Below are 13,110 nucleotides of genomic sequence, written 5' to 3' on the forward strand. Positions count from 1 at the left end.
GACGAGATGGGAGAGATCCTAACGATTGGGGAACCCATGGTGGTTTTCGAAGCGCAAGAGAGCGATGTTGATCTGGCCAAAGCGCAGAAGTTCCAAAAATTTTCTGCCGGTGCCGAACTCAACGTTGCTATTGGGATGGCCCGTCTCGGTCACCCAGTCGACTATGTTTCGGCGGTCGGTGCCGATCCATTTGGCGTGTATCTACGCCATGTCTTGCGGACCGATGGTGTGGCTGATGCAGCGATGCTAACGAAGCCGGGATTACCCACAGGTTTTTATTTGAAACAACGTGTTAGCCATGGCGACCCAGCTGTAGCGTATTTTCGGCAAGGGTCGGCAGCAGCCAATTACCAGCCGGAGGACCTCCAGACGGTGAGTCTGACTGGCGTGCGTTTCGCCCACCTCTCTGGCATTTTCGCGGCGCTTTCGCCGAACTGCTTAGCGGCATACCGACAGTTGAACGCCGACTTGGTGTATAACCGGATTCCGGTGACGTTTGATCCGAATCTGCGGCCAACGCTATGGGATTCCCAAGCCGAGATGGTGCGGGTAACCAACGATTTGGCACGCTACGGAACGATCGTGATGCCCGGACTCAGTGAAGGACGAACGTTGACTGGCAAGCAGGATCCCGAGGAGATTGCTGACTTTTACCTACAACGTGGGGTCACGACAAAAGCAGTGGTCGTCAAGTTGGGAGCAGCAGGAGCATTCGCTAAGTTGGCAGATGGGCGAAAGTTTTCGGTTCCGGGATTTACCGTACCACGGGTGGTTGATACTGTGGGAGCGGGGGATGGATTTGCGGTTGGCTTGATTTCTAGCTTGCTAGAAGGGCAACCGCTTCCAGCCGCCTTGCAACGCGCTAATGTCATTGGTGCCTTGGCTGTTCAGAGCCCGGGTGACAACGATGGTTACCCAACCAGACCGCAACTAGACCAATTTTACGCAGATCATGGATTAGTATAAATTAAGATAAATCGTCGGCCAAAACAATGTATTTGGCTGACGGTTTTGTTATAGTAGGTTTATCAGGCAGTCTAGATAGATAACGTTAACACCTTAGAAAGTCGCAAGGCGTACTTAAGTTAGCCCGTTTAACTGCAAAAATAGAGAGTCGAGCAATTGATGATCGTAACAGGAGGCAACGACATTGGAAGAAGTAACGATTTTGACGATTGCTAAGCGTGCTAACGTCTCACACACCACGGTTTCACGTGCGTTGAACGATAGTCCCTTAGTCAAAGAAGAAACGAAACGGAAGATTCGCAAGATTGCGGACGACTTGGGCTACGTGCCAAACATTAATGCCAAGGGGCTCGTTGAGAAACGCTCCTTCATTATTGGCATCTTCTTTTCTGAACTGGATACCGGGACCTCACCTAGTTTCTTAGTGGATGTTATCAATCGCTCAAAGGAAGCCTTACCGGAAGGCTATTCGATTTCTATTGATAGTATCGAAGCCCTCGACGGAACGAGCGCAGTGAGCCGTCATCAGTACGATGGGGCTATTGTGGTCAGTCAAAGTGTTAACGATGACGCGTTTATCAACATGATGATTGAGCGGGGCTTGCCCGTGGTCATTTTGAACCGAAAGATTGCCAGAGAAGATGTGTCGAACTTTACGACGGATGACTATTTGGGTGCACGGAAGTTAATGGAATATGCTGTGCGGATGGGCCATCAGAAGTTTGGCTTGATCAAAGGGGCTAGCGACTTCGTGTCGTCTCACGATCGGCAACAGGCCTTTGTGGACGTTACGGCGGCTAGTGACGCCATTGTTAAGCCGGAATGGGTCCAAGAAGGGACCTACCTGCCAGACAGCGGATACGAGGCTATGCGCAACATTCTCGGCGCAATCGAGACCCCAACGTGTGTCTTCGCCTCCAACGACGATATGGCGGCCGGGGCTGTCCGGGCCTGTCAAGACCTGGGGTATTCTGTACCCGATGATGTGTCGATCATCGGCTATGATGATATGAGTTATGCGAAATATTTAGTGCCACGTTTGACGACGGTACGCAAACCAACCGATGATATCGTTCAAGAAGGAATCGATGCTTTGACGAAATTATTGGATGGATCGATGACGGATCCAATAAAAAAAGTGATTGTCCCAACGTTGATAGTACGGGATTCCGTGAAGGATTTGAGAAAATAATCCTTTTTTTATTAAAAAAATTGTTAACGTGTGCATGACTTTGTGATAGTATAGACATTGTTAAAGGAAAGCGCTTACTAGTACATAGCTTAAGCCCTGACGTTTAACAAATAATTCAGAAGTCAGCGAGCAGTAGCGAAGCCACACTAATAATTGTGTTAACGTGTGTATCGAAATTGTAAGCGATTTCTCTTAAAGGTTCGTAGCAGATTCAAGGAGGTGCTCGAATGAGTGAAGAGGCAGCAACAAGTCCAAAACCCGCTGTAAAAGATGGGGAAATGATGAATGACTCGTCTAAGCGGATTCCTACCCGTGAAAAAATTGCTTATGGGTTTGGGGACTTTGGTAACGGCTTCATGTTTGACCTTGGGCAGGCATACCTGACTAAGTTCTGGATCGATGCTTGTGGTATCGGTGCCGGAGCTGTCGCTGGGATTTTCGCCTTCACCAAGATTTTCGATGCGTTTATGGATCCTATCGCCGGTTCAGTAATTGATAACCGGAAGAATATCGGTAAACGTGGTAAGTTCCGTCCGGTCATGATGATTTCAGCCATCATTTTAGGGATTATGACCGTCGTAACGTTTACGATGCCATCTGGTCTTACCGGTGTCCAAAAGATTATCTACGCATATGCTGCATACATGATCTGGGGCCTGGTTTATTCATTTACCAATGACCCGTACGGTTCTTTAGCTTCCGTTATGTCCCGGAATTCGCAAGACCGGAGCTTCATGGCGACTTCTCGTCAAGTTGGTTCTGTCGGTGCCCAATTCATTGCCGGGGTTGCATTTATTCCTTTGATGGGTTTGATTGCTAACGGGAACACTGGTGTCAAAGAAGAACATGGTTACTTCTGGGCAGCCGCAGTCTTCGCTGTTATCGGGATCTGTATGTTTGCCGTATGTTACTTAGGTACTAAGGAAAACGTTAAGGTCCACCGTGCTACTGGTGAAGCAGCTAAAAAGGAAGGTTTCAAAGATTACATCAAAGTTATCTTCAAGAACGGTCCTTTAGGTGCCTTGATTCTGATGACCTTGTTTACCATCTCTGCCATGAACACGAACAACCAAATGATGGTGTTCTACGCACAATACAACTTAGGTAACATTGGTCTTCAGCCAATCATTAACGCCGTTATGATGGGTTGCTCAATCGTCGGGGTCTTCATGATTCCTACGTTAACTAAGCACTTTGGTCAAAAGCGTACCGCAATGTGGAGTTTCGTTGTTGGTGCCGTGGCTAACCTGTTGAACTACTTCTTGCCTTCAAACGTGATTACATTCGTTGTCTTAGTTACCATTGGTTACACGGCTTTAGCTATTCCTAACGGGATTACTTGGGCCATGGTTTCCAACGCTATCGACTTCGGTGAATGGCGTTCAGGTGTCCGTAAGGAAGCTATTACATACGCTGCATTTAACTTCTCACGGAAGATTGCACAATCACTGGCTGCTTTAGTTAGTGCCGGTGTCTTGGCCTTAACGGGTTACGTTGCCAATGCAACGCAAACTCCTCGTGCCTTAAATGGTATCAAGGCCGCTATGACGTTGTATCCTGGCCTTTGCTTAATCATTGCTGCTATTGTAATCGGTTTCTTATACAAACTGGATGACAAGCGCTTCGGCGAAATTGCCAATGACCTTGACCATGGTCGTTGGGAAGGCGGCAAGATCGGTGAAAGCAAAGCTACCGACAAGGATAAGAACTAGTCGTCATACTAAATAATTTGGGATCACGGTTTTTAAAAACTTTATCAAACTTACATTATGGAGGGTTATATCAATGGACTTACAAAAGTTAGTTTCAGATGTCTATGAGATTATCGCTGCCCAAGGCAATTATGACAGCTTATCAGATAAAGAAGTTTATGCACCTTCAATTCAAGTGGATCGCCGCAACGTCTACTTCATCTTGCATGAAACCGTTAACAAGCAAACTGCCAAGACTTTGGTTGTTTACGAAGATCGCGACGACGTCAAAGACTTTGACGCCAAGGAAAGCATTGTTGACCACAACAAGACTTTAATTACTGGTGATTTAAACGAAATCAACTGGCGTGCACTTGCTAAGCGCTTTGCTTGGATCAAGCCTACTTCACGTCATGGTTACAAGTACACCTTTGGTTTAGGTGACCGTTTAGGCAACGCTTCTAACGCTCACTTACGTTTGTTCAAAGGCCGTGGCATTGTCCCAGTCTTAGCACAACAATCAATTCGTGAGTTACTATTGATGAACCGTACCGAAACCGATGTCTTATTGGATGCCGGCTGGGCTGTCTTTGAAGAAGGTTACACTGATGGCTGGGTTGACGATGGTGACCACGTTAAGAATCCTCATGAAGTTGACTACGCCGTTAAGGCCGGTTGCACCATGATTACTTTGGATGCTACTGAAAAGATTCATAACGAAGTTGCTAAGTTCTCTGATGAAGAATTGGACACTAAGTTCAACGCTTTGGATGACGACTTAGTAGAACGCTTCAACAAGACTTACTTGGACAAGACGTTCCAAATCAGCGACGATGCTTCCGTTCACTTCTCCAAGCGTGACGTTGAAGAATCAGTTCTGATCTTCTATGGAGCTGTTAAGTACGCTATCTTCATCTACCACAAGTTCATCGTACCTTACAACTTGGACTTCGAAATTTCTATGGATGAAACGATTGTTCCTACGACGCCTGCAAACCACTACTTCTTTGCTAACGAATTACATCGCGAAGGTATCACTCCTGAAACCATTGCACCTAAGTTCTATGGTGAATTCCAGAAGGCTATTGACTACATCGGTGATGTAAAGCGCTTCGAACGTGAATACGTTGTACATGAAGCTATTGCTGAAAAGTTTGGTTACAAGTTGAGTATTCACTCAGGTTCCGACAAGCTTTCTGTATACGAAATCATTGGCCGGATCTCCAAGCAACATGGCTGGCACGTTAAGACCGCTGGGACTAACTGGTTGGAAGCTCTCCGTGTTATTGCCCATGTCGATCCTAAGTTCATGGTTCAACTTTACAAGTTTGCTTACGAAAACTTGGATGACGTTGCATCATTCTACGTATTCAACGCCCAAACCGATGGAACTGCTCCAAAGCCAGAAACGATCAACGAATCCAATGTTATGAGTTTGCTTGATGGTGATGACTCACGGCAAGTTCTTCACACGATGTATGGTTCACTCTTGAACGCTCAAAAGAGCTACAAGTACGTATACCGTGACAAGTTCTTCAAGATCTTGAAGGAAAACCAAGACCTTTATGACAAGTACTTGAACATTCACATTTCAGAACATCTCGACTTACTCCAAGGTTTGGCTAAGTCCAAGGCTGAAGTTCAAGCTAAGTACGAACCAAAGATCAACGAAGACTAATCTAAGTCAAATTGCTTAGTTAGCACTAACTCTCAAAGGAGGAATATCCTGATGGCTTTATTGGACGACAATTTCTTACTCGGCAACGACATGGCCAAGAGACTTTTCAATGACTATGCCAAGGGTATGCCAATCATTGACTTCCATTGTCACTTGAACCCAAAGGAAATTTATGAAAACAAGAACTACCCTAACATTACGCGGATTTGGTTAAACGAAGGCGTTTATGGCGATCACTACAAGTGGCGTCAAGAACGGACCAACGGGGTTCCTGAAGAATTAATCACCGGTGACGGCGATGAATATCAGAAATTCTTGGCCTGGGCTGAAACGATTGAAAGTGCTTTGGGGAACCCACTCTACGAATGGACTCACCTGGAACTCAAGCGTTTCTTCCACATCGATGAAGTATTAAGCCGGAAGACCGCACCAGATATTTGGAAGAAAGCTAACGCTGAACTCCAAACTGATGCCTTCAAACCACGGAATTTAATCAAGAACTCCAACGTTAAGGCTGTTTGCACCACCGATGACCCTGCTTCTGACTTGCACTACCACAAACTGTTGAAGGAAACTGAAGCTGAAAACGGCTTCCGTACCTTACCAGCTATGCGGCCTGACAAGTTGATCCAAGTTGATCGTGATGGCTTCGCTGACTACCTAAAGGAATTGGGTGACATCTCTGGTGTCAAGATCACTTCATTCAAGACGATGATCGATGCTGTTAAGCAACGGTTTGAATTCTTTAATGAAATGGGTGGCCGCCTGTCTGACCATTCTCTGTTGACTTACCACTTCATTGAAGCTTCAGACAGCGAGCTGAATGCTATCTTTGATAAAGGTGTTAACAACGAAGAATTGTCACCTAAGGAAGTCGACCAATACTTGACCGCCTTATTGGAAAACTTAATGAAGTTGAACAAGGAATTTGATTGGACGATGCAGTTCCATATCAACTCTATCCGTGACCTTAACCGGCCAATGTTCGACAAGTTAGGTGCTGATACCGGTTATGATGCCGTTGGGACACAACCTGATATTGCTGACCAAATTGCTAAACTTTACACTAAGATGCAAATCACTCATGACATTCCAAAGACGATCTTCTACTCTTTGAATGACAATGACTGGATGCAATTAGCTACGATGATGGGTGCCTTCCAAGAGGGTGGCAAACAACGCTTACAACTTGGTGCCGGCTGGTGGTTCAACGATACTGCCGAAGGTATGAACGAACAATTGCGGGTCTTTGCTGAAGAAAGTCTGTTGCCTAACTTTGTTGGGATGCTGACTGACTCACGGAGCTTCCTGTCATACCCACGTCATGAATACTTCCGTCGGGTTCTCTGCAACTTCTATGGGAACTTGGTAGAACAAGGTCGGGTACCAGACGACGAAGAAATGTTGGGTAAGGTTGTACAAAATATTTGCTACAACAATGCTTACAACTTCTTCAAGTTCTTCCCAGACAAGACGCCAGATGAGATTTTCGGTAAGTTAACCGTCAATAACTAGGCGAATGAAAGAGTCTCGCATGAACTTCCGTTTGGGAGTCCTGCGGGGCTTTTTGTTTCTAAATTTTCTTGTGTAAGGCATCATGACCGCCTAAGATAAAACTAAGCATCTGATTTTACGAGAGGACTCTGAGAATATGAATGAAAATCCGTTAAACATTCTACACACGATTGGTTTCGATCAACTCTATCCAATGATTCGTTGCCAGTTGAAGTTTGAAATGCCAATCGATAGTGATCGGCTCATCAAGGCCGTCAACTTGACTGCTAAAGTTGTGCCGGAACTATTCTGTCGCTATGAAATGCGAGACAACAGCTGGCAATCAGCGGTTAAGGATGCCAGTGAAGTTGTCAAAACGGTTGATGCTGATGCGGATGTTGATGAAACGCCAGATTGGGAGAAAAATGCGCAAATTCGGTTTGATATTCAAGCCGATGGTCGGGGCAATAAGGTGACTATCACTATGAGCCATATTTTAACCGATGGTAGCGGGTTTAAGCAGTACCTCTACTTACTCAGTGATTGCTACAATCGTGGTGCAGAGGCCATTACAGGGGTCGAGAACGTGGTCAAGTTGGATTGGTTGGAAGACTTGTTAAAGTCCCATCCGGCCGCAGCCAAGCATGGCGACGTGGATCATCCGGCCAAACCGTTGGCCTTACCGCAGTTAACGAATGAAACCGGTGAACAACCGCGGCATAATGTCAGCGGTTGGCAGTTAACGCCAGAGTTGACAAAGACATTGATTCAAGCAACTCACAGTCAGGGTGTTACGGTCAATGATGTTTGTCTGACAACCTTTGGGAAAGCCGTTCAAGCCTATGATCGCGATGGGGATGAGTTAGCCATTCCGTGTCCAACTGATATGCGGCAGAAGATTGGTAAGGAACATGCAGCGTTGCGGATTGCTAACCATACAGCTCGGTTTAACCCAGCTATTCACTCACCACAGGACGAGCCAATTACCACAGCTATTGCCAAGATGCACGTTGAAATGCAGCGACTAAAGGATCATGATCAATTCTTGGATTCAGTACGGTCACTGATGGCTCAGTACAAGTCGGAGCCTATTGAGAAGCTGCAACAAATTGTGGAAGACAATTACCACGTCCGGGCAATTGCCTTCACGAACTTCGGCATCATTGACGATTCACGGTTAGTCTTTGAAGGTGCGCCGGTAACGGACTGCTTAATGACGGGATCCTTCCGTTATGCACCAATGTTCCAGGTGGCTTGCAGTACATTCAAAGGGCAATTGAATCTTGGGTTTAACATGATTGGGACGACCGATGAGGTTCAGGTTGGTCGGGTCGTCATTCATGATATGATTTCACGCATCAAGGACTTCATTGCTGAAGCTGCGATTGGTGCCACAGTTATCGAATAATTTATAAAAGGTATTGTAAAAGAAAAGCTCTCCCGAAAACTTCGGGGGAGCTTCTTTCGTAAAACCGAACTACTTAAGAGGTTCAGTTTGCTTTTGGATTAATTGTTGGTAAGCACTCGTTAAGGTTTGGTGCGTTGCAACACCGTCAGGGTTTGACGTGGTAGAAGCAATGGCTTGGGTAGCGAAGACGCCTGAACCAAATACGGCAACAGCAGCGACGACAGCTAAAACTCGATTGAATACATGCATTATATAAGTACCTCTTTCTTTTTCTCTTCTCTTTTGTTCACGTGAACATAGTATAATTTTCTGAAAGCAGAGTCAAGGGGTGAAACTCAATGTAATGGTTTTCATTGAAAACTTTTTTATTTTTTTGTCAAATAGCTGGTATTTAGGGTCTCTGTAACCGATTTAATGGCATTTTACCCATGAAAATAATTTTGAAAGTGAGTATGATAGAACATAGAAAGTTTTATGAAAGTGAGATGTTCAAATGACACAGGTACAAAATGACCCGGATAAAATTTCACGGCAGAACTTAATTGCCATTTTCGCGGTCGCCATGATGGCCTTCCTAGGAATTTTAGTAGAGACCTCCATGAATGTTACTTTTCCAACATTAATGAAGACGATGCATGTTTCTTTAAGCACTGTTCAGTGGATTACGACGGGATATCTATTGACGGTGGCATTGCTGATGATCACGTCAGCCTTCCTGAAGCAACGGTTTACGAACCGGAAACTCTTTGTGGCCGGAGCGTCACTTTTTATCCTGGGTGACTTGATCTGTGCGCTGGCACCGGTTTTTCCAGTGTTATTATTTGGGCGGCTGGTTCAGGCTGGTTGTGCTGGTATTGCCATTCCATTGATGTTTAATGTTGTCTTGGAAAGTGTGCCACGTTCTCGTCTTGGTTTTTACATGGGGATGGCTGGTCTGATTTTGATGATTGCCCCAGCTAGTGGGCCAACCTTTGGGGGAATCATGGCGTCGTTAGGCAACTGGCGGTTGATCTTTTGGTCTACCTTACCAGTAGAAGCAATTATTTTACTTTTAGGTTTTGGTGTGATGAAGCAATTCTCACCGGTTAAAAAGGTTTCGTTCGTCTGGGGGCAATTTGCTCTTTTGGCGGTATCATTTGTGAGCTTTACGATGGGACTAAACAGCTTGACAACGGCAGGGTGGCTAAGCTGGCAGTTCTTGGGTGGCTTAATTCTGGCAGCACTGACGCTGACTGGCTATATTCAGGTATCTAAGCACAGTGAAAATCAGTTACTGAAACTTGAGATCTTTCGAAATCCGGTTTTCACGTTTAGCTTTGTGGCTTACGTAATTCTGCAGTTCTGTAATATCGGAATCAACTTTGCCTTGCCAAATTATGCGCAAATCGTTGTTGGTGCAAGTTCACTATTCGGTGGGCTGATGTTGTTCCCGGGGAGCCTGGTAACGGCACTCCTACAGCCGTGGTTCGGTCATCTACTGGACGAACATGGTGCACGATTGCCAATCCTGTTAGGAAGTAGTTTGTTCTTTGTCGCGGCGCTGTGTTTCACCGTGATTGGGCAACGGTTGACGGTCATTATTATTGCCGCACTGTATGTGGTTTTCAGTATCGGTCGTTCGATGGCGTTTGGGAATACCATGACTAATGGGCTGAAGGAAGTTGACTTTAGTCAGCGGGCCGATGCCAATGCCATCTATAATACGGGACAGCAGTTCGCGGGGTCGGTCGGGACGACAATCCTGGCTGCACTGATGTCCTCGGTCAAAATCCATGGGATGTCCTATGCCCAGGAGACCGCGATTGGGAGTCGGTTAGCGTTTGGACTAATTCTGACGTTAAGTGTCATCAACTTTGGTCTCTACTTTATTGTGTTCCATTATCAAAAGACTGATAAATAGTGGGTTTCGTCGATGTCGGCGAAGCCTTTTTATTTTGGATGATTCAGTTGCGATATAATTGGCGCAAGCGTTCCGGCAGACCAGAGGTAGTTAAGCTCCAGCAACTGCTCGTAACGTTGCTTGCTGAGAACGATGACGCTCTGATGGGGATGAACAGTGATCTCCAGCGTATGATTGGTTTGAATGACCTGCGTGAAGAGGCGTTTAGGATTGGTGTGGAGTTGCGTAAATGGGTAAGTTTTCATTGAATTCCTCCAGGCTGAAAGTGGCATGACTTAAGCAGTAATCGTAGTATAGCAGGTCTGATGAAAAATAGATAGAACAAATGTTCGTATTAAAATTTTGATGGCGTCTTCCTCCAGGTGTCCACTGACTCGGGGGCAATTTAAATAAATATTTCAATAAAAAAGCCAGCACCCAACGGAAAGTTAAGTGCTGACAAGTGTAACCAGCTAATGTTCCTTGATTTGGAAGGCTAGTCGGATGACTAGGTTCGTCAACAGAGAAACCAAGAGTGCATATCCTAAAATTAAGGCCAATAGAATTACGGCCGCTGTGATCACACGCAGGTAGCCCGCAGCGATATTGCCCATGGTTAGGAGCACAGTCAAAGCAACGATCACAATAATAAAGCCAATCAGTCCAATTCGCGAATTAGCAAAGTCGGCTGCACTGAGATCAAAGCCACCAATACTGACGTTAAGAGACAGTAAAATCATAATGCTCCAGCGAATCCAGGGATAATTATCGCCGCCCAGAGCTGCGGCAAAACCAGTCCAATTAAGATTGAACGGGTCAGCAACGAGTGCCAGCATGCCATTGAATAGGCTGGGAATCAAAAGAGCTGTTAGTGCTAACAGGACCAGAGCGCAACCAAATATTGGGGCTACCCCAATAAATAGGTTGCCAGTCGTCTGGTACCAATTGCGTTGATTCCAGGTGTGATTGACGTAGCCTAGGGTCAAGTCTGGCTTCCCATCTGCACCTATCCGAGCAGGGTGTGGCCGTTTAAGCAGACGGACCCGCGCGATACGATGACCGAAGAGAATGGCCATCAGCAGGTGACTGAGCTCGTGGAGAAAAATACCAATAAAGCCCAAATAGAGCTCACTGTTTAAGCCAAGGCCATTTGCCAAGTATTTTTTAGTATCACGATTCAGGTAGGTCAGCAGGGTTACAAAGATAAAGGGAATAACCAAGAGGTCCAAACCCACGATACCGAGATTTTTAAAAATCAGGGTGAGGTTAGTATTCATCGTCTACTCCAGTAGGTCGGTGAAGGTACCGTGGACCAAGTTAGCTAGATCCGTAGCATCTAATTCAACTGAGCGACCAATTTGCCCGGAAGAAACAAGAATTGTTCCCTGTTCCTTGGCAGTGTTGTCAAAATAAATGGGAAAGTGATTCTTCTCCCAGATACCAACGGGGGTGTTGGCGCCATGTTCATAGCCCGTGGTCTTCACTAAGTTCTTGAGTGGGACCATATCAACTTTTTTATTCCCAGAGGCTTTTGCCAATTTTTTCTCGTTCAGGTGTTCGTCGATGGGCAGAACCCCAACGACTGGACCGGTCGTCGGGCCGCTCAACACCAACGTTTTATAGATGTGATGTTCGTCAACATCTGCGTGATCAACGTCCATTTGGGCAACGTCACCCTGAACGTGAGTTGCAAATTCAAACTGTTTATAGGCAACCTTGTTCTTATCTAAAATCTGTTCAACCAAGGTTTTGTGAAGCCGTTTGCCTTTCTTTTTCTTAGCCATTTAACTCACCTTTCACCATCAAAATTAATAATTGGACCGCACTTTAAAAACAAATGGAACGGTTGTTTCCTGATAAAAAGCAGACACCGCCGCCAAAACCTGTTATACTCTATCACAGTAGAAGTCAAGTTGAAGAGTTATGAGGAGATATCATGGCAGATTTAGTTTATCGACAGGTAATGCGGGATTTAAAACAACGCATCCATCAAAATGAATTTCCCAATAAGCGGCTGCCTGATGAACGGAGCTTGAGCGAAGCGTACGGGGTAAGTCGTAGCTCAGTTAAGCGGGCCCTCAGTGTGCTCGCCAACCAGGGGATTATTTTTAAAAAGCGTGGTTCAGGAACCTTCATTAACCCATTATATATGAAAAACCAATCAATTTTTCAATATGAGGGCTCAAATTTAGGAATTACTGACAGTATGAAGTCAGCAGGGACGACACCGGGTATTCGTTTGCTCAAATTCGATGTTATTCCAGCTAGCAAGGAAATCCAACAGGATCTTTTCTTGGCTGAGGGCGACTTTGTTTACGAGATTAAGCGGCTACGATTGTTTGAGGACAAACCCTTTATGATCGAAACGGGTTATATCCCCATCAAAATTGCACCAAACTTATCTCAGAAGACCGTTGCCGATTCCATTTTTAATTATTTGGAATCACAGGGTAAAGTCGTGACCAAGTCCTTCATGTCCATTCGTACCCAGCCTTCGACAGCAGACGATCAGAAGCTCTTACATCTGAAACCTGTTGAGCCCGTTGGTATTATGGAAGGGGTCTTCTTCCTGGATGATGGGACACCGTTTGAAGTTTCTAACATGCGATTACACTATCAGTATTTGAACTATAACACCTTTGTTTCATTAGATGAAGAATAAAGAATTTTAGATGACGCTCATCGTGGGCGTCATCTTTTTTTGAACGCATAATCTGAAAAGCCGAACAATGCCATTGTATTTACTTATGTTGTCATAATTTATACCACTGATATTCACAAATCAAGGATTGACATTCGGAT

At 45.4% G+C, this 13,110-nt stretch carries 12 protein-coding genes; 8 read left to right on the plus strand and 4 right to left on the minus strand.

What is annotated here, in order from left to right:
- Window positions 1-6 precede the first annotated feature (6 nt).
- The 6 genes from EKM73_RS03145 (at window position 7) to EKM73_RS03170 (ending at window position 8,429) form a co-directional block, all read left to right on the plus strand.
- The gene (locus EKM73_RS03145) at window positions 7-966 is read left to right on the plus strand and encodes a sugar kinase (RefSeq protein WP_125700541.1); all 960 of its coding nucleotides are present in this window, start codon (window positions 7-9) and stop codon (window positions 964-966) included.
- Window positions 967-1,150: 184 nt separating this feature from the next.
- Complete coding sequence (locus EKM73_RS03150) at window positions 1,151-2,158, plus strand: LacI family DNA-binding transcriptional regulator (protein ID WP_125700542.1); 1,008 nt, start codon at window positions 1,151-1,153, stop codon at window positions 2,156-2,158.
- A 227-nt stretch (window positions 2,159-2,385) separates the two neighbouring features.
- Window positions 2,386-3,870 (plus strand): glycoside-pentoside-hexuronide (GPH):cation symporter, encoded by a 1,485-nt coding sequence (locus EKM73_RS03155; protein WP_125700543.1) that lies wholly within the window; start codon window positions 2,386-2,388, stop codon window positions 3,868-3,870.
- A 73-nt stretch (window positions 3,871-3,943) separates the two neighbouring features.
- Entirely contained in the window at window positions 3,944-5,527 is a 1,584-nt protein-coding gene (locus tag EKM73_RS03160) for a tagaturonate epimerase family protein (protein WP_125700544.1), read from the plus strand.
- A gap of 51 nt (window positions 5,528-5,578) precedes the next feature.
- On the plus strand, window positions 5,579-7,042 hold the full coding sequence (uxaC, locus tag EKM73_RS03165) for a glucuronate isomerase (protein WP_125700545.1): 1,464 nt from the start codon (window positions 5,579-5,581) through the stop codon (window positions 7,040-7,042).
- Between the two features lie 136 nt (window positions 7,043-7,178).
- The gene (locus EKM73_RS03170) at window positions 7,179-8,429 is read left to right on the plus strand and encodes a hypothetical protein (protein ID WP_125700546.1); all 1,251 of its coding nucleotides are present in this window, start codon (window positions 7,179-7,181) and stop codon (window positions 8,427-8,429) included.
- Window positions 8,430-8,498: 69 nt separating this feature from the next.
- Here the strand turns inward: EKM73_RS03170 and EKM73_RS03175 are convergent, their stop codons facing one another.
- A complete protein-coding gene (locus EKM73_RS03175; protein WP_020089501.1) occupies window positions 8,499-8,678 on the minus strand; it encodes a hypothetical protein in 180 nt (59 codons plus the stop codon).
- 244 nt (window positions 8,679-8,922) lie between these two features.
- On the opposite strand from EKM73_RS03175, the gene EKM73_RS03180 reads away from it, so the two are divergent.
- Window positions 8,923-10,329 (plus strand): MFS transporter, encoded by a 1,407-nt coding sequence (locus tag EKM73_RS03180; RefSeq protein ID WP_125700547.1) that lies wholly within the window; start codon window positions 8,923-8,925, stop codon window positions 10,327-10,329.
- A gap of 29 nt (window positions 10,330-10,358) precedes the next feature.
- Here EKM73_RS03180 and EKM73_RS03185 read toward each other — a convergent pair whose 3' ends face one another.
- The 3 genes from EKM73_RS03185 to ybaK form a co-directional block, all read right to left on the minus strand.
- Entirely contained in the window at window positions 10,359-10,574 is a 216-nt protein-coding gene (locus EKM73_RS03185) for a type II toxin-antitoxin system Phd/YefM family antitoxin (protein ID WP_164508843.1), read from the minus strand.
- Window positions 10,575-10,781: 207 nt separating this feature from the next.
- The gene (locus EKM73_RS03190; protein WP_125700549.1) at window positions 10,782-11,585 is read right to left on the minus strand and encodes a hypothetical protein; all 804 of its coding nucleotides are present in this window, start codon (window positions 11,583-11,585) and stop codon (window positions 10,782-10,784) included.
- A gap of 3 nt (window positions 11,586-11,588) precedes the next feature.
- On the minus strand, window positions 11,589-12,092 hold the full coding sequence (gene ybaK / locus EKM73_RS03195) for a Cys-tRNA(Pro) deacylase (RefSeq protein WP_125700550.1): 504 nt from the start codon (window positions 12,090-12,092) through the stop codon (window positions 11,589-11,591).
- A 152-nt stretch (window positions 12,093-12,244) separates the two neighbouring features.
- Between ybaK and EKM73_RS03200 the strand changes: the two genes are divergently transcribed.
- The gene (locus EKM73_RS03200; RefSeq protein ID WP_020089496.1) at window positions 12,245-12,970 is read left to right on the plus strand and encodes a GntR family transcriptional regulator; all 726 of its coding nucleotides are present in this window, start codon (window positions 12,245-12,247) and stop codon (window positions 12,968-12,970) included.
- Window positions 12,971-13,110 lie beyond the last annotated feature (140 nt).

It is taken from the genome of Levilactobacillus fuyuanensis (assembly GCF_003946395.1).
Taxonomy (GTDB): Bacteria; Bacillota; Bacilli; order Lactobacillales; family Lactobacillaceae; genus Levilactobacillus; species Levilactobacillus fuyuanensis.